Origin of the sequence: Lactobacillus jensenii DSM 20557, assembly GCF_001436455.1 — a bacterium.
Taxonomy (GTDB): Bacteria; Bacillota; Bacilli; order Lactobacillales; family Lactobacillaceae; genus Lactobacillus; species Lactobacillus jensenii.
This window is the reverse complement of sequence record NZ_AYYU01000024.1, coordinates 1-21,596: the sequence shown is the minus strand read 5'-3', so window position 1 is coordinate 21,596 and position 21,596 is coordinate 1. Positions and strand designations below refer to the sequence as shown.

The 21,596-nt window shown below is 32.8% G+C and carries 19 protein-coding genes and 2 pseudogenes; 20 read left to right on the top strand and 1 reads right to left on the bottom strand.

Annotated elements, in window-relative coordinates; translation table 11 throughout:
* From helD to efp, 6 genes are all read left to right on the top strand, one after another.
* The coding region (gene helD / locus FC45_RS06345) for an RNA polymerase recycling motor HelD (protein WP_057706470.1) at positions 1-1,608 on the top strand (1,608 nt) is incomplete at its 5' end.
* 90 nt (positions 1,609-1,698) lie between these two features.
* A complete protein-coding gene (locus FC45_RS06340; protein ID WP_006585624.1) occupies positions 1,699-2,313 on the top strand; it encodes a GTP pyrophosphokinase in 615 nt (204 codons plus the stop codon).
* Positions 2,310-2,981 (top strand): response regulator transcription factor, encoded by a 672-nt coding sequence (locus tag FC45_RS06335; protein ID WP_006588202.1) that lies wholly within the window; start codon positions 2,310-2,312, stop codon positions 2,979-2,981. Before FC45_RS06340 ends, FC45_RS06335 begins: the two co-directional genes overlap by 4 nt.
* A gap of 6 nt (positions 2,982-2,987) precedes the next feature.
* Positions 2,988-4,238, top strand: coding sequence for a sensor histidine kinase (locus FC45_RS06330; protein ID WP_006588203.1), 1,251 nt, complete (start codon positions 2,988-2,990; stop codon positions 4,236-4,238).
* A gap of 71 nt (positions 4,239-4,309) precedes the next feature.
* Entirely contained in the window at positions 4,310-5,224 is a 915-nt protein-coding gene (coaA, locus tag FC45_RS06325) for a type I pantothenate kinase (protein WP_006585625.1), read from the top strand.
* A gap of 121 nt (positions 5,225-5,345) precedes the next feature.
* Positions 5,346-5,906, top strand: coding sequence for an elongation factor P (efp, locus tag FC45_RS06320; protein ID WP_006588204.1), 561 nt, complete (start codon positions 5,346-5,348; stop codon positions 5,904-5,906).
* 58 nt (positions 5,907-5,964) lie between these two features.
* Here the strand turns inward: efp and FC45_RS06315 are convergent, their stop codons facing one another.
* Entirely contained in the window at positions 5,965-6,876 is a 912-nt protein-coding gene (locus tag FC45_RS06315) for a proline-specific peptidase family protein (protein ID WP_006585627.1), read from the bottom strand.
* A gap of 150 nt (positions 6,877-7,026) precedes the next feature.
* Between FC45_RS06315 and FC45_RS06310 the strand changes: the two genes are divergently transcribed.
* The 14 genes and pseudogenes from FC45_RS06310 to FC45_RS06250 all read left to right on the top strand — a co-directional run.
* Entirely contained in the window at positions 7,027-8,607 is a 1,581-nt protein-coding gene (locus FC45_RS06310; RefSeq protein ID WP_057706469.1) for an ATP-binding cassette domain-containing protein, read from the top strand.
* 206 nt (positions 8,608-8,813) lie between these two features.
* Complete coding sequence (locus FC45_RS06305) at positions 8,814-9,584, top strand: PAS domain-containing protein (RefSeq protein WP_006588205.1); 771 nt, start codon at positions 8,814-8,816, stop codon at positions 9,582-9,584.
* 94 nt (positions 9,585-9,678) lie between these two features.
* A complete protein-coding gene (locus tag FC45_RS06300; RefSeq protein ID WP_006585630.1) occupies positions 9,679-10,914 on the top strand; it encodes a DUF2075 domain-containing protein in 1,236 nt (411 codons plus the stop codon).
* Positions 10,915-11,006: 92 nt separating this feature from the next.
* Positions 11,007-12,272: a peptidase T gene (gene pepT / locus FC45_RS06295; RefSeq protein WP_006585631.1), complete on the top strand. Its 1,266-nt coding sequence runs from the start codon at positions 11,007-11,009 to the stop codon at positions 12,270-12,272.
* 3 nt (positions 12,273-12,275) lie between these two features.
* Positions 12,276-13,049 carry an SIR2 family NAD-dependent protein deacylase gene (locus FC45_RS06290; RefSeq protein WP_006588206.1) on the top strand — a complete coding sequence of 258 codons (774 nt, stop codon included), beginning with the start codon at positions 12,276-12,278 and terminating at the stop codon, positions 13,047-13,049.
* Positions 13,049-13,999 (top strand): exonuclease domain-containing protein, encoded by a 951-nt coding sequence (locus FC45_RS06285; protein WP_006588207.1) that lies wholly within the window; start codon positions 13,049-13,051, stop codon positions 13,997-13,999. The genes FC45_RS06290 and FC45_RS06285 overlap by 1 nt, the downstream gene beginning before the upstream one ends.
* An 8-nt stretch (positions 14,000-14,007) precedes the next feature.
* On the top strand, positions 14,008-14,880 hold the full coding sequence (locus FC45_RS06280) for a DNA/RNA non-specific endonuclease (RefSeq protein ID WP_006588208.1): 873 nt from the start codon (positions 14,008-14,010) through the stop codon (positions 14,878-14,880).
* 175 nt (positions 14,881-15,055) lie between these two features.
* Positions 15,056-16,141 carry an ABC transporter ATP-binding protein gene (locus FC45_RS06275; protein ID WP_006585633.1) on the top strand — a complete coding sequence of 362 codons (1,086 nt, stop codon included), beginning with the start codon at positions 15,056-15,058 and terminating at the stop codon, positions 16,139-16,141.
* Positions 16,141-17,007, top strand: coding sequence for a carbohydrate ABC transporter permease (locus tag FC45_RS06270; protein WP_006585634.1), 867 nt, complete (start codon positions 16,141-16,143; stop codon positions 17,005-17,007). The genes FC45_RS06275 and FC45_RS06270 overlap by 1 nt, the downstream gene beginning before the upstream one ends.
* Positions 17,007-17,831 (top strand): carbohydrate ABC transporter permease, encoded by an 825-nt coding sequence (locus FC45_RS06265; protein ID WP_006588771.1) that lies wholly within the window; start codon positions 17,007-17,009, stop codon positions 17,829-17,831. The genes FC45_RS06270 and FC45_RS06265 overlap by 1 nt, the downstream gene beginning before the upstream one ends.
* Complete coding sequence (locus FC45_RS06260) at positions 17,815-19,098, top strand: MBL fold metallo-hydrolase (RefSeq protein ID WP_057706467.1); 1,284 nt, start codon at positions 17,815-17,817, stop codon at positions 19,096-19,098. Before FC45_RS06265 ends, FC45_RS06260 begins: the two co-directional genes overlap by 17 nt.
* A gap of 49 nt (positions 19,099-19,147) precedes the next feature.
* Positions 19,148-20,137 (top strand): annotated as a pseudogene (locus tag FC45_RS06255) (extracellular solute-binding protein); the annotation flags it as partial.
* Between the two features lies 1 nt (position 20,138).
* A pseudogene (locus tag FC45_RS07875) lies at positions 20,139-20,435 on the top strand (ABC transporter substrate-binding protein); the annotation flags it as partial.
* Positions 20,436-20,593: 158 nt separating this feature from the next.
* A partial coding sequence (locus tag FC45_RS06250; RefSeq protein WP_057706465.1) for an extracellular solute-binding protein occupies positions 20,594-21,596 on the top strand: 1,003 nt, incomplete at its 3' end.

Sequence of the window (21,596 nt, the reverse complement as noted above, 5' to 3'; positions counted from 1 at the left end):
CAAGGTGCTGCTGGTAGTGGTAAGACTAGTGCTATTTTACAAAGAATTGCTTACCTTTTATATCGCTATCGAGGTAATCTGACTAGTTCTAATGTAATTATGTTCAGCCCAAATCAGTTATTCAATGACTATATTGAAAATGTTCTACCAGAAATGGGTGAACAAAATATGGTTCAAATGACATATTGGCAGTTTGTGAGTCGGCGTTTGCCAGGGATAGGTGTGGAAAACTTATTTGAGCAATTTGAAAATTCAGAAAAAAATAATAAAATAAAGGACTTCAAAGATTCACTATATTTCTTTAAGCTTGTTACTCGTTATGCACAGCTGTTAAAAGAAAAAGGTATGGTATTTAAAGATCTTTATTTCAGAGATAAAGATAAGCCATTTTTTAGTAAAGAAAAGATTAAAGAAATATACTATTCATTTCCACATAATTATAAATTATCTAATAGAATTGATGCGACTCGAGAAAGTTTGGTCAATAGTTTAAACCACATGATTGCTAGTGAAAGTAAGAAAGCATGGGTTGCAGATACAATAGAAAATCTTAGTCAGGAGCAATTGAATCAATTATACGATCGTCCAGATCAAGAATTTGAATCAAGTGAAAAAGAAGAGCGTTTTTTAGCTAGAAAAATAGTAATTAAGGAACTTCAAAAAGTTAATAAAAAGATAAATCATAATCAGTTTTTGAATATTCGGCGACAATACATTAATTTCTTACGATTAGTAGGTAGAAGTGTAGACTTTACTAAATATGGTTTTACTGATGAAGAATGGGATAATCATATTTCAAAAGTTATAGCCAGCTTCAAAAATAAGAAAATTAAAATGACTGATGTAAGTGCATATCTGTATTTATACGATTTGATTACAGGACGCAGAACCAATTATGAAATGAGATATGCTTTTGTTGATGAAATTCAAGATTATACACCATTTCAGATTGCTTATTTGCGCTTTAACTTTCCAAGAGCTAAGTTTACGATGTTAGGAGATTTGAATCAGGCTATTTTTACTAAAGAGTCAAGTCATGATTTATTAACTCAAATATCCACTTTATTTGATCCTGAAAAAACAGAAGTTGTACAACTTACTAAATCTTATCGCTCAACTATGCAAATTACTGAATTTACAAAAGAAATATTAGTTCAAGGTGAAAAAATTGAATCATTTAATCGCCAAGGACCTAAACCAGCATTTTATAAAAGAGCAGAATTTGAATCGGAAATAGATAGTTTAATATCTGTGATTAAAGAAAATGATGCTCAAAAATTAACTACAGCTATAATAACTAAAGATTTGGAAAGTAGTAAGGCCGTTTTTGCAGCATTAAAAGAAAAGCAGATAAAAACTACGTTAATCGCTTCGGCTAATCAACGATTGGTACCTGGTACGATTGTTGTTCCATCATATCTTGCAAAAGGGTTAGAATTTGATGCTGTTGTTATGTGGGATGCAAGTGATAATATCTATCATGAGTTTGATGAGAGTCAGTTAGTTTATACAATTGCTTCAAGAGCTATGTATAAATTAGATATAATTTATTGTGGAAAGTTAAGTCCTCTTTTACAAGTTAAGAAAGATTTATATATTGATAAGTAATTATTAAGCCATCATTTAGGTGGCTTTTTCTTCACACTTTTTTCTTAAAGCTCTGCTAAAATGCCAAGTATAACAAAGGAAGGTTATACTATGAGCATTTATGGAAAATATCAGGATTATTTACCTCTTATCTTAAAGGATATGCGGCAGGAAATCACCGTGATGAATGAAGAATATCAAAAAAAGCATGGACAAAAATTGTATGAACATTTTGAAGGTAGAGTTAAATCAGAAAAAAGTATGATTGAAAAATGCCAGCGCAAAGGGTTGCCTTTAATTCCTGAATCAGCTTTGATTGAAAATAGAGATTCAATAGGTATTCGAATCGTAACTAATTTTGTAGATGATATTTATACAGTAATTAGATTGTTAGAATCAAAAAAAGATCTTCATATTGTTAAAAAGAAAGACTACATAAAAAATGCCAAACCTAATGGATATCGGTCTTACCACTTAATTATTGATAAAAAAGTCAACTTTGAAGATATAAAAGGTCAGAAACCAGGACATTATTTTATTGAAATTCAATTAAGAACGATTGCAATGGATACCTGGGCAAGTTTGGAACATGAAATGAAGTATAAACATAATATCAAGAATCCGGAGCAAATTAGTAAAGAGCTAAAACGAGTAGCTGATGAGTTGGCAAGTTGTGACTTGAGTATGCAAACTATTCGACAGTTAATTAAGGAAGATGAATCATGAGGATTTTACTTGCAGAAGATGAAAAACAATTAAATCACGTCTTGACTGTGGCAATGACAAGTCAGGGCTATGATGTTGATAGCACATTTAATGGTCAAGAAGCCGTTGAAATGGCCCAGCAAAAGGCATATGATGTGATGATTTTTGATATCATGATGCCTGTTAAAGATGGGCTAACTGCAGTTAAAGAAATTAGGGCAAGTGGGGATAAAACTTATATTGTAATGTTGACAGCAAAAAGTGAAATTGATGATAAAGTCAAAGGTCTTGATGATGGAGCTGATGATTATTTAACTAAGCCGTTTTCATTGAAAGAATTATTAGCTCGTTTACGTTCAAAAGAACGAAGAGAAGACAATTACAATACCAAAAAAATGCAGTTGGCTAATTTATTTTTAGATGTGGAAAATCAGGAAATTTCTAGTCGAAATTCAGTGAGATTATCCACAAAAGAAACAGAACTACTCCAATATTTATTACTAAATAAAGATAAATTTCTTTCTACACAGACTATTTTTTCACACGTGTGGAAAGATTCAGAGGAAAATGAAAATATCGTGTGGATATATGTCTCATATTTACGTGAAAAATTAAAAGCAATCGGGTCTGATGTGGAAATATCTGGGGAAAAGGACGGAAGCTATGTACTTCAAATACAGAAAGGATGAGAATAAATGATTAAAAGATTTCGGCGTAAATTTATCGCAGTTGCAGTGTTATCTTTATCAATTATCCTTTTTGCATCATTTGGCGGAATTGTTTTAGCAACTCAATTTCGAACAGATAGGGAAATAACTAGCGTTTTACGGCTGCTTGCCCAAAATAAAGGCCAGCTAAATCAAAAAGCTGCTCGCAAGACTTTGGGGCCGGATTCTAACAAGGATTCATTATTTAAGTATCGTTATTTTGCACTCAGCTTATCTAATAAAGGAAAGTTAAAATTAGTCGATAATACACATATCTCTACAATTTCTGCTAGTGACATTTCTAGTAACAGCGCTTCAATTAAAAAGGCTATAAAAAATACTACTAGTGAAGGTAGTATTATGATTAATTCGAATCCATATCGTTTTATATTAGTAAAAAGTAAAGGTTCTAATCAAACGATTGCAATATTTCTTGATACTACGCCAATAACCGCTAGTTATAAGCATTTATTTAGAGTAGCAATTTTTTTAGGAATTAGTGGCTTAATCTTTTTTACTTTGATTTTACTTTTGCTTTCTAATCAGGCAATTAAACCAATTGTAGAAGCTTATGAAAAGCAGCGACGTTTTATTACTAATGCAGGACATGAATTAAAAACCCCTCTTGCAATTATTTCGGCTAATACTGAGATGGAAGAAATGATTGGCAAAAGTGATGAGTGGACTGAAAGTACCAAAGAACAAGTTGAACGATTAACAATGCTGATTAATCAACTAATTAGTTTAGCAAGAATGAGTGAAAAGGATGAGCTTGTTCTAGAGCGAGTTGATTTTTCAGATTCTGTAAAAAGAGCGGCTAATAGTTTTAAAAGTTTAATTCAAAAAGATGGTAAGAATTATAATATAGAAATTGAACCGGGTTTATTTGTTAATGGTGAAAAACAAAGTCTGTATGAATTAGTTAATATTTTAATTGATAATGCTAACAAATATTGTGATGAAACTGGCCAAGTAAGTGTTAACCTGAATAAGGGCTCGTTAGGAAGAAATGCTGTTTTACAGGTGAAAAATAGTTTTAAAGATGGTAAAAGCATAAACTATAATAAATTTTTTGAGAGATTCTATCGATCTGATGAATCTCACAATAGTCAAAAAGGTGGATTTGGGATAGGACTTTCGATGGCGCAAGACTTAGTAAGAGTTTTTGGCGGAAAAATCAATGCTAGTTATGACGGAAAAAATGTGATTTTAACGGTTATTTTGAAATTGAGAAAGTAGGCAGATATCGCCTACTTTTAATTTTTATGCTATTTTTATATTTGAAATGTAGTAACTTGGAGTGGTGAATTATGAAATCTTTTACACACTTTAGTAGAAGAAAATGGGCAAATCTAAATCCTAATTTAAATATTCAAGTGAGTCACGAAGAATTAGAAAAAATTAACTCACATGGCGATGTTTTAAGTATTGCCGATGTTCGACAAGTATATGAACCGCTAGTTGCCTATATAGGAATAATGTTTGAACAATCAAAAAAAGCAGAGAAAAGTAAAGCAGACTTCTTAAAGCAAGCAATGACTAAAAGGCCATTTATTATAGGGATTTCAGGCTCTGTTTCTGTTGGAAAATCAACGACTTCACGTTTGCTACGTCTGCTTTTACAAAGGACTTATCCAGACTTGAAAATCCAAAGAATGACTACAGATGGATTTTTATATACTAACAACGAATTAAAGGTTAAAAATCTAATGAGTCGAAAAGGATTTCCTGAAAGTTATAATATGCAACGTTTAAATGACTTTTTAACAGATGTAGTAAGGGGTAAGGAAGATATTGTTTATCCTTTGTATTCTCAGGGAATATCTGATATTGTGCCAGATAAATTTGGGCATGTTTTGAGTCCGGATATTTTGATTATTGAGGGGATTAATACTTTACAATTGCCACCTAACGGAACAATTGTTAGTTCTGATTTTTATGATTTATCAATTTATCTTGATGCTGATGAAGACTTAATTGAAAGTTGGTTTTTGAGTCGTTTTAATGAATTAATGGAACAAAATAAAAATAACCCGGATAATTATTACTATCATTGGGCACATAGCAATCGAAAAGAGGCAATTAATGCTGCTAAAGAAGTGTGGCAATCCGTTAATTTAGTAAATTTAAGAGAATTTATTGCACCAACGAAGACAAGAGCTAATGTGGTTTTGCATAAAACAAGAGGACATCATATTGATTCAGTGTATTTAAGATGCTATTAAATTTGTTATACTAGATGTATGAATTGGATTATTTATATGTTGATGAAAGTTCTAGCTTTGCCCCCGTCAATTAATAATTAAGAAGTTAAGATAAAAATATTTTTTAGAGGAGTTATTAATTATGGTAAATGCAATTGAACTAAAAAAAGGTATGATTTTTAGCCAAGACGGAAAGCTAATGAGGGTATTAAAGAGTAATCACCACAAACCTGGTAAAGGTAATACTGTTATGCAAATGGACTTAAGAGATGTTCGTGCAGGTTCAATGATTCATAAGACAATGAGACCAAGTGAAAAAGTAGAATTAGTTGAAGTAGCTAAGAAAGGTGCACAATACCTCTATTCTGAAGGTGATAATTACATCTTTATGGATACTACAACTTATGAACAATATGAAATCACTAAAGACCAATTAGATGATGATGCGCTCTACTTAATGCCAAATATTGAAGTACAACTTGAATTTACTGATGATGGTGAATTGATTGGTATTGAATTACCTGCCACTGTAACTATGAAAGTCGCAGAAACTCAACCTGAAATTAAGGGGGCTACTGCAGCAGGTGGCGGTAAGCCAGCTACGATGGAAACCGGATTGGTTGTTACTGTCCCTGACTTTATTAATGAGGGTGACGAATTAGTTATTAATACTCAAGAAGGTACTTATAAGTCACGCGCATAATTTTTTATAGTTAAAAAGCTATTAGGATGATTATTTCCTAATAGCTTTTTTCGATATATTATTTGTTAAATGTATTAGTTTCTACTTCTTGAATAAATTGTGCTAAATGACGGTAGTATACGTCCGGATTATCAACCATATGGTGGTGACCACCATTTGGAGTAGTTACTAAGCGTGAGTTAGGAATTAACTTTTGCATAGTTCTTGCAGTATCAAGTGGCATAGTTTCATGTTCACCAAAGGTTAATAAAGTTGGTACTTTAATGTTCTTAAGTTGATCTCTGAAGTGCCAATCCTTCAACTTACCAGTAATGACAAATTCATTGTCACCTTGGAAAGCATTGTAAACAGCAGTTCCACCTAAATCCTTTAAGTGGTATAGCTTAGAAGGTTGTTTACGATCAACGAAGTTGATATTTAAGATTTGGACATCATCTTGGTATCTTTGGTTATCAAAGTTACCTTCAGCTTCGCACTTATGCATAAAGTCAATTTCTTCTTTGGTTAAAACTTCTTCACGTCTGCGGTTAACAGCTGCTACATATTCATCAATTTCGTCAACCATTGATGAAATAATGGCACCCTTTAAGTGATTACCATATTTAACAGCGTATTCTTGAACTAGTAGACCGCCCCAACTTTGACCAATAAGGTAAAAGTTATCAATGCCCAATTTTTGGCGAACTTCTTCAACTTCATCTAAAAAGTATTCATAAGTAAGATATTTCTTAGCTATTTCTGGATCAGAATAGTCAGGTTGATCTGAATATAATGAGCCTAATTGATCATACATATGAACTTGGACGTTTAGCCCTTGCTTTTTTAACTGTTCAGCAGTATCTTCCCAATATTCATGATTTCCACCAGGTCCACCATGAAGGGCAAGTAGGTGAATATCACCACTTCCTTGGGTATTTGTCCATAAATGATAACCATTATCTAGCGTAAGTATTTTAGTTCCTTGTTTCATATGCCTCTCCTTGTTAATATTTTTGATATTAATGAAATGATAACATTAATTCTAACTTTTTAGTATAAAATGCATTTTTGCGGATAGAATGCAGAATTTATTAAAATTAGTTACAATGTAAAAGACGTTAAAATATTTAAGGAGAAATAAATGAGTCTTAAATACGCACAAAAACGCAAGGTTTTTCTGTTTATCTTTTTTGCTACGATTAAAGCCTGCAACATTTTATTTATTGCTTATATGCTTAAGTTAATGCTCAATGTTGCTTCATCTGGTAAAAAGGATATGATGCAATTAGTTGGACTAGCTGGAATTACAGCAGTTGGTCAAATATTTTTTATGTGCAGTAATTTCCTATATGAAGCTAATAAGATGGAAATTATTCGTCAGGTAAATTTATATCTTAAGCGAAAAAATATTGCTTATTTAGTCGATCAAGGAGAAAGCAACATAAAGCAGGACTTAAGCTTAATGACCAATGATTTAAAGCAAATTGAAACTAATCGTGTAACTGCGCAATTAGATATGATCTTCCAAAGTATAACTTTTGTTGGTGCATTAAGTTTTGCCTTTTATAATTCATGGGAAATGACTTTGATTTTTATTGTTGCTTCTTTAGCTCCGGCAATTGTGCAAATCTTTACTAGTAAAATTATTACGCAAAAGGCGAAGGTTTGGACTAAGACAAATGCTGATTATACTCAAAGTATTTCTGATAGTTTAAATGGAGCTAGCGCTGCTAATTTATATAATGCACGGGACAATATCTTGCAAAGAGCCTCAAAATCTGCCCTTAGAATGGAAAATGCCTTGAAGTCAATGAACCTAACGCAAGCTTGGGCATTGGAATTAATTTATTCTGCGGCAGAACTTTTTTGTTTTATTATTCCGTGTACAATTGGTGGAATTTTGATGATGGAGGGTAAACTGGCAGTTGGAACTCTAGTAATGTTAGTTGACTTAGCGATGAACTTCATTACGCCAGTTGTGACAATCTTCCAAGAATTTAACCAAGTTAAGTCGACTGTTCCGATGTGGGAAAAGACCAAAAAAGCTACAATTTATAACTTAGATGATGAAGTTGAAGAGCGTGAATCATTTACTGGTTTAGAGGTTAAAAATTTAAGCTATCAAACTGCTTCAGATAAAAAGACAATTTTTGCCAATGTAAATTTAAAAGTAAAACCGGGTGAAAAAGTTCTCTTAATGGCTCCTAGTGGTTGGGGGAAGACGACATTACTTAGATTAATGTTAGGACAGAAAAATCCACAAGCAGGTGAAATTCTTATAAATCAAAAAGATGTGTCTGGTAATTGGGAAGCAGCGCATAATTACTATTCCTATGTTAATCAAAAGCCGTTCTTATTTGATGATACTTTACGCTTTAATATTACTTTAGGAAGAACTTGTACCGAAGAAGAGCTGTTAGCTGCAATTAAAGAAGCTGGCTTAAACGATTTAGTTGAAAATAAAGGACTAGATTTTTACGTTGGCGAAAATGGTAATAAGCTTTCAGGTGGTCAGATTCAAAGAGTAGAAATCGCTAGAGCGCTCCTTTCAAGACGACCAATTATTTTAGCCGATGAAGCAACTAGTGCTTTAGATCCAGGAATGTCACGTGCAATTCATGAAACACTACTTAAAAATCCTAAAGTAGCGGTAATCGAAGTAGCACATAAGATTTCTGACTATGAAAAAGAAATGTTTGATCAGATTGTTAAATTTAAGTAGTTTAATATTGCACGAATAGAAGATAAAAGCATCGTAATGATGCTTTTTATTATTCAAAGGAATATATTTTAGCAATTTATAATAATATATTGAATAAATAATCAATTTATATATAAAATATATTAAATAAAGGCTTGAATAAACAATGGTGAGTGATTATTATTAAGGTGTCTACGTTGTTTTTAGTATGAAAGTGAGGAACTACGATGGCTGAACCAAAATGGCTTAAGGATATGAATCCTGAAGATTACTTAAAAGAAGACTTTGATTGCAAAGGCAAAGGTAAATATACCGTTTCTGGTATTGAAAACGATGATCCAGAATGGCTTGATAAAGCAGCAAAGAAAGTTAATGCTGCTGAAGGCGATGACTACGTTAAACTTGATTGTGGTTTAATGACAGTTAATCAATTAAACTGGATGCTTAGAAATACTTTTGGAGAATTGACTTTTGTAGATGAAAACAACCAATTCTTGTGGTACAACCGTCCTCAAGATCCAAACTACAAGATGAAGGCTAAGCGTGTTCCTGCCCAAGTTGGTGATACAATGGGACAAATTCACCCTGATATCCGTGATGTTATTCCTAATGCTAAGAAAGTTGTACACGCACTCCGCACCAAAGAAGGTGGACATGATGATGTGTACATGCCAGTTCCAACCGGTAATTTAAAAGAATTAGTCTTGCACTACTATAAGCGAGTAGAAGATGAAGAAGGTAATTACCGCGGAATTTATGAATGGGTACAAGATTTATATCCATTTGTTAAGTACTTCTGTGAAACAACTGGTCAAAAGTTAGTAGTTGACCCAGATGCAACAACTGGTGCAACTTACCGCAGAAACTCTGATCCAGATGCTAAGACTGGAGCTTCTACTAAGGCAGAAGCTGCTAAGATGGAAGAAAAGCCAAAAGTTGAAGAAAAACCAAAAGTTGAAGAAAAACCAGATACAACAACTGGTGCATCTGAACATTAATATTGATAAGTCGTAATCGCAAGATTGCGGCTTTTTTTATTTATGCTTAAATAGAAAAAGGTATAACTATCATAAATATAGAAAAGAGATTGTTTTGTCTGAGTTAACTAACGATGCCACACAAAAATTAGCAGTTAATTTACCTTTAACTAGTGAACAAGAAAAATTAGTTAAGCAAATTTTGGCCTTTACTAAAAAACATATTAACGGTGATACACCAGCTATTTTTACGGTTTATGGGGATGCTGGAACAGGGAAAAGTGTTGTTTTAGCTCATCTATTTAACAAAATTCAACTTGCTGCGAGAACTGAAAAGGATAGTCCGTTATATCAAACCAAAAACTACTTTTTGGTTAATCACCCAGAAATTCTCAAGGTGTATAAAGAAATCGCCGGTAAGCAGGCTAATTTGTATAAAAAAGACTTTACTAGACCTACTTCTCTGATTAATGGATTAGATAAAAAGCAGACAAAAGTAGATGTTGTTGTTATTGATGAGGCACATCTACTTTTGTCACATCGAGATGCGTATAATAATTTTACTTATGATAATCAACTAGTTGAAATTATTAAACGAGCAAAGGTTATAATTTTAGTCTTTGATCAATATCAGGTAATGCGCACTAAGACTTATTGGTCGACGGAGCAGTTAGAAGAAATTACGCACCAATATCCTCATGAAGATTATCATTTAACCCATCAATTCCGGATGAATGCAAGTTCAGAATTAATAAACTGGTTCAATACTTTTACTGATGAGAGTAAAGTAATTCCTTTTCCTCAGAATGCTAGAAATGGATATGATTTTCGGGTATTTGATGATGCCGAAAAAATGCGGCAAGAAATTGTTAAAAGAAATCAAGAAGTTGGTTTGGCTAGAATTTTGTCGACTACGGGTTATCCTTCTATTCTTGATGGCAAGAAACATTATATTAAAGAAGGAAAGTTTAAAATGCCTTGGGATCAGTATAACTATACAGTAAAGCCTTGGGCTGAAATTCCAGAGACAATCAATGAAGTGGGGTCATTTTATACTTGCCAAGGTTTTGATTTAAATTATACTGGTATAATTTTAAGTCCGCCATTTTATCAGGTTCCAGATACTAATCAAATTCAAATTGATACCAGTAAGTTTACAGATACCGAAGCTTTTAAAAGAAGAACGGATTTGTTTGATGACAAAGAGTTAGAGCAAGTCAAAATGCGACTCTTTATGAATCAAATCAATGTTTTATTTAAACGCGGAATTTATGGTACCTATCTCTACGCTCATGATCCACTTTTGCGTAAGACTTTATATGAGTACTATCAAAAGCTTATCAAAGACTAAGCTAGCGTTTTACTAGACAAAGATGCCAACATTTGGCGTCTTTTTTTATAGGCTAAATGAGCATACAATTGTAGAAAAAGGAGGCGCCTCTTATGAAAATTGACTATAACTACATAACTGACCGCTTTATTAAGTATTGTGAAATGGATACTAGATCTTATCCTGATAATGACGCAGTTCCAACTAGTCCTGGACAAGTTGAACTTTTAATGGAGTTAAAAGCAGAATTAAGTAGGCTGGGGCTTGAAGAAGTTAGTTATTCAGCTAAAGACGCTTATTTAGTTGGTAAAATTCCAGCTACAACAAAGAAAAAAGTATCAGCAATTGGCTTTGTTGCTCATGTTGATACAGCAGATTACAATAGTAAAAATATTAAAGTTAAAGTTCATTCAAATTATGCCGGAAATGATTTAGTTTTAGATAGTAAGCATATTCTAAGGCCTAAAGAATTTCCAAGTCTAAAAGAAGTGATTGGAAATACGATTTTCACAGCTTCAGGTGATACGTTACTGGGAGCTGATGACAAGGCTGGAATTGCTGGTTTATTAGCAATGGCTAAATATTTGCTGCAACATCCAGAAATTGAACATGGTGATTTATGGTTAGCATTTGGACCAGATGAAGAAATTGGGAAAGGAGCTAAGCGTTTTGATGTTAGCCGTTTCCCAGTTGAATTTGCCTATACTTTAGATAATGGCAATGTTGGCGATATTGCTTATGAAACTTTTAATGCTGCAGAAGCAAAAGTTGAAATTACAGGGACTGTTGTTCATCCTGGCGAAGCATACGGTTTGATGGTAAATGCCGGCTTAATTGCTAATGAACTTGTGGCCGCTTTACCTCAGGATTTTGTCCCTGAAAAAAGTAAAGATTATGATGGTTTTTACTTATTAACTAGTTTTAAAGGCAATGTTGATCATGCAGAAGTTAATTTGATTATTAGAAGCTTTGATACGCTTGATTTTTTGGCGAGAAAGCAGTTTATTCAAGACCAAGTTGATAAATTAAATGCAAAATACGGCGATCAACGACTATCTTTAACTATGAGAAATCAATATAAATCACCTGGTGACTTAATTAAGCAGCATCCATATGTCGTTAATTTGGTTCACCATGCTTATGCTAAGTTGAATATAAAGCCTAAGCATATTCCATTTAGAGGTGGAACTGATGGTGATTTTATTTCAGAAAAAGGTATTCCAACGCCTAATTTATTTAATGGAGGAGCTAATTTTCATGGGCCATATGAATATGCTAGTTTAGAAAATATAGCTAAATTGGCTGAAGTATTGGTTGAAATTAGCTACTTACATAGCGAATTAGACGATAAACGTGATAATACACCTTTGAGGAGATAAAAAATGGATTTTGAAAAAGCAAAAAAATTAATTGATGATGCAGATTGTATTTTAGTTACTGCTGGTAATAAATTTGCGATTGCAGATGGGTTTGACATGTTAGATGAAGCTAGCTTTAAAGTACAATACCCTGATTTAGTAGAAAAATATGATGTCCATACAATTGGGGATGCACTTGATAAGAAATTGCCATCATGGCCAGAACAATGGACAATGTGGCGACGTTTTATTGATGATTATTCAGTTAATTATCAGCCATCTGATGCGATGCTCGAATTAAAACAGTTATTAACTGGTAAAGACTATTTCATTGCTACTAGCTATTTTACTCATGCCTTTGAAAATGCCGGTTTTGATTCTAAAAAGATTTTTAATATCTTTGGTGATTGGACGACGATGGCTTGTTCAAGCGGTGTTAACCATGGCTTAAAGAGCGATTTAGCAATTCAAGGTGTTCCTAAGTGTGAAATCTGTAATAGTGAGATGGAAATTCACATGCCACTAACTGCACACTTTTATCCTGATACTGATGCCAATACTAGAATGCGGATTTTTATCACTAATAATGAAGATAAGAAGATGGTTGTGTTAGGCTTAGGTGTAGATGAATTAAGTCCACAATTACTTGACCCAATACTTCATTTAGTAAGTCAGTTTGAAAATTGGCATTACATATCCGCAGATTTAGATAGTTCTGATTTACCTCAAAATATTGTAAAACGAAGCATAGGAACTGGAAGTAATAGTAAAAGTTTATTGGAAGGATTAATAAATTAATGACAGTAAAGATAGTATCTGGCCAATTAGAGTTTTCTAATCAAGATTTAGCTGAGAAGTTACGAAAAAAAGGGCGAGAACTAGTAGAGTTTTTAGATGATTATACGATGTTAGATATTGAAACTACTGGGCTATCACCATATCGAGATCGAGTAACTGAACTTGCAGGCATTAAAGTAAGAAATGGAAAAGTAGTTGATAAATATAGTCAGCTAGTTAAGCATCCTAAAAATAATAAGGTCCCTCAATTTATTACAAAGCTAAATGGAATTGATGAGAAACTAATTTTAACTCAAGGAATACCGGTTAAAGAGGCCATTACTGATTTTCGAAACTTTATTGGGGAAGATGTAATAGTTGGATATAACGTTAATTTTGATTTGAATTTTATTTATGATCTTTGTGAAAAATTTAATCTGGAAAGATTGAGTAATAACTATATTGATGTTTTACATTTTTCAAGAGTCTTTTTTAAAAAGGAAAGTCATAATCGATTATTAGACTGTATACAGCGATTGGGTATCAGTGAATCAGAAGCACATAGAGGATTAAAGGATTCATTAGATACTAAAGCTGTCTTTGATATATATCAAAAACAGTTTACTTCTGAAATGTTAAGTGAAGTAAAAAACAATTTGAAGAATTGTATTTTAACCGAAAAAATTCCATTTGAATATTTAATTAAGCGAAATCCATTTAAAAACAAAAATATTGTTTTTTCAGGTTCTATTAATGAAGAATTACCGGTAATTGCGACTAATATGGGTGGGTGCGTAAAGACGCATGTTGATAGTATGACTAACTATTTAGTTATGGGGAATCAGGATTTCTTTTCTACAAGTAATCCTGAATTACAAAAAGCAAGAAGCTTGATAGCAGAAGGAAATAAGATTTCTCGAATTAGTGAAAGTTTTTTCCTTGATATGCTAGATAGTTGGGCAAGAAGTTAGGAGCAATAATGTCAAAAAGAAAAAGAAGAACATCGCATAAACGAATTAATCCTGCTACTTCATTTCTTATTGTATTAGTATTAGCTTTTTTAGGTATTTATCAAAATTCAGGTGGTAGTTTATCGACTGCTGTTAATTCAATTACATATCTAAATGGTTCTAACCATTCAACCAATTCACCTAAAAATGTTTTTAAAGCTTCAAGTGCTGATACAGAATATGGTGGATTATCTACTAATGATTATCAAAGATTAGCAAATTTAAATTTTCAATCTGGTCAAAAAGGATATGTTGTAGTTAATAATAATCATTCAACATTGATAAAAAATGCTTGGAAGGTTAATAAAGTTATCTATTCTAATTTAGATAGCCTCAACAGAACCTCTCATTCAAATACTGGCTTTTTAGAACAAAGAAATGTTGCTAATGAAAGTTTACGAGTAAGGCAATTTGTAAATCCAACTGCCTGGCATTCTAATCGTTCTAATGGAATACAAATATATAATCGTGGTCATTTAATTGCATATTCGGTTTCAGCAGGAATAGATCAAGATGGTAATTATGAGCCAAATAATCAATCAGGGGATCAAAATAACCCTAAAAACCTATTTACTCAAACAGCTTATTCTAATCAAAAGGTTCAAACGATTTTTGAGAGTAAAGTTAGACAAACACTAAGGCAAGGAAAAAAAGTTATTTACCAAGCTACACCTATTTTTAAAGATACTGAATTAATGGCACGTGGCATTAATTTACAAGCAGTTTCTACTGATGGATCATTAGATTTTAACGTCTATATTTTTAATGTCCAGCCGGGCTATCAATTTAATTATCAAAATGGGCGAGCAAGTAAAGATAATAGTGTACAAGTAGCTAATTGATTTTATAGTTATATAAATAAAGTTCGTATTTTACGCATGTATATATATAAAAATATGAATGGCAATAAAATGATGAGCAAAAGCCGAATTTTATTATTATTTTATATTGTAATTTACTTAAAAATACCGTACACTCTAATAAGAGATTTTTTAAATTAAGTAGTGGAGTTATTAGATGAACGAAGAAAAATTTGTTGAAGTAAAAGACCTTCGTAAGGTTTATGATAACGGCCATGAAGCAATTAAGAATGTTTCATTTAGCGTTAAAAAAGGTGACCTTGTATGTTTATTAGGACCTTCTGGTTGTGGTAAAACTACCATTTTAAACATGCTAGCAGGTTTACTTAATCCAACTAGTGGTGAAATTTTATTTGATGGTAAAAATGTAGTAAATGTTGAACCAAAGAATCGTGAAATTGGCTATGTTTTTCAAAATTATGCTTTGTATCCACATATGACCGTATTACAAAATGTTATGTTTCCACTTACTGTTGGAAAAACAAAACGGCCTAAGGAAGAAGCAGAGAAAATTGCTAAGAAATATATGGCTTTGACACAAATCACTGATTTAGCAGATCAAAAACCTGGTAATTTATCAGGTGGTCAACAGCAACGTGTAGCGATTGCTCGTGCTTTAGTTGGTGAACCTAAAATATTACTTATGGATGAGCCTCTTAGTAACTTGGATGCTCGACTTCGATTGAAAATTAGAGAAGAAATTAGAGCTTTAGTCAAAGAAGTAGGAATTACTACTTTATTTGTTACTCACGATCAAGAAGAAGCTTTATCAATTGGTGATAAGATAATACTTTTTAATAATGGAGTAATTCAGCAAGATGATAATGGGCAGAACTTTTACTTAGAACCTAGAAATCATTTTGTTGCTAACTTTATCGGAAATCCCGTAATTGATAATTTTGCTGTAAAAGTTGAAAATAATGAAATTAAAGCAAGTGACTTTTCAATTAAAATTAGTGATTTAGATGCACAAAGATTCAGAAAACAATTGATTGATGGGGACTATACTTTATCAGTTCGGCCAGAAAATATTACTCCAGCTGAAAATGGTGAAATATCTACTGAAATCGTTGATGTTGAATTAATTGGTAGAGAGAGAATTTTGAAGTTTAATCATGACGGCCAACAAGCTAGATCACTTGTTAATTTGGAAGTACCAATTAAGGCGGGAGAACAAGTAAAACTTAAATTACGACTTGACCGAATCTTTATCTTCACTCCGGAAGGAGAAAGAATTTACTAATGAAAACTAATCAAAAAAAGGCATGGTTATTTTTAGCTCCAACTTTAATTTTTGTTACAGTTTTTAGTGTGTGGCCAATTTTGCGGGCTTTTACGATGAGTTTCCAAAGTGGACCACTAATTAACATGGAGTGGACCGGCTTTTCTAACTATCAATATATTTTTTCAGATCCTGAATTTTGGCGCGCAATAAGAAATACTTTGATTTATTCTGTTTTTGCTGTGCCAATTAGTTTAGCAATTTCAATTATGCTAGCTTGGTTTATTTTTAGTAAAGTAAAGCATTCGTCATTTTTTGAAACTACCTTTTTCATGCCATATGTAACTAGTACAATTGCGATAGGTATTGTCTTTAGATATATCTTTAATGGTGAATATGGGTTATTAAATTACCTATTAAAAGCGGTACATCTTCCAGCACCTAATTGGATTGATGACCCAAGTATGAGTTTGATTACAATAATTATCTTTGGGATTTGGACTTCCTTAGCTTTTGATATTGTAATTTTAATGGGTGCTTTAAGAAATATCGATCCTAATTATTATGTGCTTGCAGATATGTATGGCGCCAGTGAGCAAGAGAAATTCTGGAGAATAACAATACCACAATTAGTTCCAACGCTAGCCTTCTTGTTAACAATGAATATCATTGGCGCATTTAAAATTTATACATCTGTATATGCATTATTTAATGGACAGGCAGGTATTGGTAATTCAGCAACAACAGCGGTATTTTACATTTACAATAAATTCCAAATGGTTGGAACGCCCGGTGTTGCCATGGCTGCAACTGTCGTATTATTCTTAATTATTTTACTGACAACATTTTTACAACGTAAAATGATGAAAAAGATTGGAAGATACTAATGAAAAAAATTAGAATTGGTAATTTAATTGCTTATCTAGTATTAGCTATTTTTGCATTAATTACAGTATTTCCATTTGTATATATGATTTTAGGGGGATTGATGTCTTATAGTGAAACGACAACAATTCCACCAACATTAATTCCACACAAGTTTAATTGGGAAAATTATGCAAAGGTCTTTGCTCAGGCTCCATTTGCTAGATACTTTTTAAATACATTTATTACTGCATCGGTTACTACGATAGTAAGTTTGTTTAATGCATTACTTGCAGCTTTTGCTTTAACAAGTTTGAAATTTAAGGGTAAAGGGCTAGTTCAAAGTTTATTACTTTCTTTGTTAATGGTTCCTGGAGAAGCAATAATTTTTACTAATTACAACACTATTGCCAAAATGGGCTTGCTAAATACTTATCTTGGTCTTGTATTACCATTTTTAACTTCTATTTTCTACATGTATTATTTACAAAGTTATTTTGGCTCAATTTCAGATACTATTTATAAGGCTGCCATGATTAATGGAGCAAGTGATTGGGAATACATATGGAAAGTATTAGTTCCTATGAGTAAAGGTGGGCTATTTACAGTTGGTTTGCTTAGCTTTATTAGTGGATGGAATGCCTTTTTATGGCCATTACTTGTAACCAATGAAGATAGTATGAGATTGCTTAATAATGGACTTTCTTCATTTGCATCAGATTCAGGTAGTGAAACAGAGCTTCAATTAGCGGCAGCTACTTTGACTGTTCTTCCAATTCTGATTGTTTACTTTATCTTTAGAAAGCAAATTATTCGAGGAGTAGTTAGAAATGACCTTAAAGGATAAAACTACTGTAACTTTTTATAATGGTCTAACAACAATTGGTGGGCCAATGATTGAAGTCGCTTATAATAAGAGCCATGTTCTATTTGATTTAGGAGAGGTATATCGGCCTGAACTAAATTTGCCAGACGAAAGTTATCAAACTTTGATTAAATATCAATTGATTGGTGATGTTCCTAATTTTTATGATCCTGCGATAACTGGTAAGCAGTTAGACCATACTAGATGGGAACATGCAGCAGCATATATTTCTCATTTGCATTTAGATCATAGTAAGGCACTTAATTTATTAGCACCAGAAATACCTTTATATGCTGGACCAATTACTGCAGCACTTTTACCGGTTTTAAACCAAAATGGTGATTTTTTATTGCCAGCTACTAATCATGAAAAAGGATATACACGATCAATAATTCCTGCAAAATATAAAAGTCCAATAACTGTAGGTGATATTACTTTAGAAGTATGGCCAAGTGATCATGATGCGTATGGTGCAACTGGCTTAATTATCAAAACACCGGACAAGCTGATTGCATTTACGGGAGATATTCGGTTACATGGTTACCATCCTGAATGGGTTAAGGAATACCTTACAGCTGTAAAAAATGCGGATTTATTTATTGTTGAAGGCACAGGGATTTCGTGGCCTGAACATATAGGTCAAGAGTTTACTGGTCCTAAAAATGAAGATGAATTAACAGAAAAAATCGTTCAATTAGAGCAAGAAAATCCAAAAAGACAAATAACATTTAATACTTACCCCACTAATGTAGAAAGACTTTTAAAGATTGTTGAAGAATCTCCAAGAAAAGTTGTGCTACATGCTAAAAGGGCTGATTTGCTTAAAGAAGCATTGAATAAAGATTACCATTATTACTACTTGCCAGGGGAAAAGAAATATGAATCGCTTGATCCTAAATTGGAAATTGCATACGAAGACTTGGTAAAAGACAATCATGAATACCTTTGGCAAGTGGTCACAAATTATGGTGATTTGATGAAAAATGGCTTGTACATTCACTCAAATGCAGAACCTTTGGGTGATTTTGATCCAGCGTATAAACCTTTTGTTGACGCACTGGAAAGGCAAAATATAGAGTTCGTTGCCTTACGTTGTTCAGGCCATGCTGATGATAAAGAACTCAAAGAAATTATTGGATTAGTTCAACCTCGCATTCTTTGCCCGGTGCACACATTGCATCCGGAGTTGGCAGAAAATCCTTATGGGGACCGGATTTTACTTAAACGTGGTCAAACAATCACGCTTTAGTTAAAAATCAAAAATATTGTTGTATTTAGTTTTATTGGAGGAAATCCTTATGAAGTTTGCTAAAAGATTAGCTGTTGCTGGTATGACCGCTTTAGCATTAGTAGGCACTACTGCTTGTTCAAGTAGCAAGACGAGTTCAACTAAGTCTAATACGACTAGTTCTGTTAAGATTCCTAAGGTTACTAAGAAAACTACTGTTGTTTTCTGGCATGCTATGACAGGTGTTCAACAAGCAACTTTACAAAAGTTGACTGCTGAATTTGAAAAAAAGAATCCTAACATTACTATTAAGTTGGAAAATCAAGGTGCATATACTGATTTACAAGCAAAAATCAATTCAACCTTACAATCACCAAATAATTTACCAACTATCACTCAAGCATATCCAGGTTGGCTATGGAATGCTGCTAACAATAAGATGTTAGTTGACCTAAATCCATACATTAATGACAAGAATGTTGGTTGGGGTAGTGCTAAGGCATCTAACATTAAGACAGAACTTCTTGAAGGAGCTCAAATTAAAGGAACTCAATATGGAATTCCATTTAATAAATCTGTTGAAACATTAACTTATAATGCTGATATTCTCAAGAAATACAATGTTAAAGTTCCAACTACAATGGCTGAATTAAAAGCAGCATCTAAGAAAATTTATGAAAAGAGTGGTCATAAAATTGTTGGTGCTGGTTTTGACTCACTTTCAAATTACTACACTCTTGGTATGAAAGATGCTGGTGTAAACTTTACTAATAAGATTAGCTTTACTGGTTCAACTTCAAAGAAGGTAATCAATTACTACGCTGATGGTGTTAAAGCAGGTTACTTCAGAACTGCTGGTAGTGAACACTACTTATCAGGTCCTTTTGCAAATGAAAAAGTTGCAATGTATGTAGGTACTAGTGCAGGTGAAGGATTTGTTAAGAAGGGCGTTGGCACTAAGTTTAAGTACGGTGTAGCTGCTCGCCCATCTAAGTACAACATGCAACAAGGTACAGATATTTACATGTTTAGCAAAGCAAGTGCAATGCAAAAAGCAGCANTTAGTATCTAAATCAAGTCAATTAACTTGGGCCAATGCAACTGGCTATGTTCCAGTAAATACTGCAGCAGTAAACTCAAGCGAATATAAAGACAACAAGTCAATGAAGACCCCAGCAATTATTGCTAAGTCAATGAAGAACTTATACTCAGTTCCAGTAGAAAAGAATTCAAACGCTGCATACAGCCAATTAAATTCAATAATGCAAAACATCCTTTCTGCTGCAGCTAAGAAACAAAGTGTAAATTCACAAATAACAGCTGGCAAAGCAAAATTTGATGCTGCATGGAAGCAATAAACTAAATTTTATATTGAAAAAGAAGTGGAAAATTTCCACTTCTTTTTTTCTAATATCATACTATATATTGAAATTCAAGGTTGAATATATCAATATGTAGCGTAAGATGGTATATGGACTTTTCGAAAAATTCAAAATCAATTTTGGAGGAATTAGATATGAATATTTGGAAAAAAGCACTTTTATCATCATTGGTTGGAGTATCTTTGTTAACTACAGCATGTTCGACACAGAAACAGGCTTCAGTAAAACAAGAGAGTAATATCCCTAAAGTAACTAAAAAAACAACTGTAGTTTTTTGGCATGGAATGAGTGGAGTACAAGGTGCTACATTAAAGAAATTAACTGATGAATTCGAAAAAAAGAATCCTAATATTAAGATTAAGCTTGAATATCAAGGATCATATATCAATTTACAAGCTAAGTTAAATTCAACAATGCAATCACCAAATAACTTGCCAACTATTACTCAAAGTTATCCAGGCTGGCTTTACAGTGCTGCTAAAAATAAAATGTTAGTTGACTTAAAACCTTATATTGCTGATAAGAATGTTGGCTGGAACGGAAAAGACAGTGATATTAATGCCAGTTTATTAAATGGTGCCAAGATTAATGGTGTGCAATATGGTATTCCGTTTAATAAATCCGTTGAAGCATTAACTTATAATGCAGATATGTTGAAAAAATACAATGTAAAAGTTCCGAAAACAATGGCTGAACTTAAAGCAGCATCCAAAAAAATATACGAAAAGAGTCATCACAAAGTTGTTGGTGCTGGCTTTGACGTTATGAGTAATTATTATCTTTTAGGCCTAAAAGATCAAGGAATTGATTTTAGTAGTAAAGTTAAATTCGATAGTAAAGCATCTAAGAAAGTAATTAATTACTATGCAGAAGGTATTAAAGAAGGATACTTCAGAACTGCTGGCAGTGAACGCTACTTATCAGGTCCTCTTGCCAATGAAAAGGTTGCAATGTACATTGGGACTAGTGCAGGAGAAGGCTTTGTGAAAAAGGCAATCAATGGAAAATTCAAATATGGTGTAGCTGCTCGTCCATCTAAGTACAACATGCAACAAGGTACGGACATTTACATGTTTAATAAGGCAAGTGCAATGCAAAAGGCAGCCGCATTTAAGTACATGAAATTCTTAGTATCTA

Excerpts from the sequence above, each read along its gene's own strand:
- FC45_RS06305 (WP_006588205.1), top strand. The coding sequence starts at position 8,814 with ATGGCTGAACCAAAATGGCTTAAGGATATGAATCCTGAAGATTACTTA.
- coaA (WP_006585625.1), top strand. The coding sequence starts at position 4,310 with ATGAAATCTTTTACACACTTTAGTAGAAGAAAATGGGCAAATCTAAAT.
- FC45_RS06310 (WP_057706469.1), top strand. The coding sequence starts at position 7,027 with ATGAGTCTTAAATACGCACAAAAACGCAAGGTTTTTCTGTTTATCTTT.
- FC45_RS06265 (WP_006588771.1), top strand. The coding sequence starts at position 17,007 with ATGAAAAAAATTAGAATTGGTAATTTAATTGCTTATCTAGTATTAGCT.
- FC45_RS06290 (WP_006588206.1), top strand. The coding sequence starts at position 12,276 with ATGGATTTTGAAAAAGCAAAAAAATTAATTGATGATGCAGATTGTATT.
- FC45_RS06270 (WP_006585634.1), top strand. The coding sequence starts at position 16,141 with ATGAAAACTAATCAAAAAAAGGCATGGTTATTTTTAGCTCCAACTTTA.
- FC45_RS06340 (WP_006585624.1), top strand. The coding sequence starts at position 1,699 with ATGAGCATTTATGGAAAATATCAGGATTATTTACCTCTTATCTTAAAG.
- FC45_RS06285 (WP_006588207.1), top strand. The coding sequence starts at position 13,049 with ATGACAGTAAAGATAGTATCTGGCCAATTAGAGTTTTCTAATCAAGAT.
- efp (WP_006588204.1), top strand. The coding sequence starts at position 5,346 with ATGGTAAATGCAATTGAACTAAAAAAAGGTATGATTTTTAGCCAAGAC.
- FC45_RS06330 (WP_006588203.1), top strand. The coding sequence starts at position 2,988 with ATGATTAAAAGATTTCGGCGTAAATTTATCGCAGTTGCAGTGTTATCT.
- pepT (WP_006585631.1), top strand. The coding sequence starts at position 11,007 with ATGAAAATTGACTATAACTACATAACTGACCGCTTTATTAAGTATTGT.
- FC45_RS06275 (WP_006585633.1), top strand. The coding sequence starts at position 15,056 with ATGAACGAAGAAAAATTTGTTGAAGTAAAAGACCTTCGTAAGGTTTAT.
- FC45_RS06335 (WP_006588202.1), top strand. The coding sequence starts at position 2,310 with ATGAGGATTTTACTTGCAGAAGATGAAAAACAATTAAATCACGTCTTG.
- FC45_RS06260 (WP_057706467.1), top strand. The coding sequence starts at position 17,815 with ATGACCTTAAAGGATAAAACTACTGTAACTTTTTATAATGGTCTAACA.
- FC45_RS06280 (WP_006588208.1), top strand. The coding sequence starts at position 14,008 with ATGTCAAAAAGAAAAAGAAGAACATCGCATAAACGAATTAATCCTGCT.
- FC45_RS06315 (WP_006585627.1), bottom strand. The coding sequence starts at position 6,876 with ATGAAACAAGGAACTAAAATACTTACGCTAGATAATGGTTATCATTTA.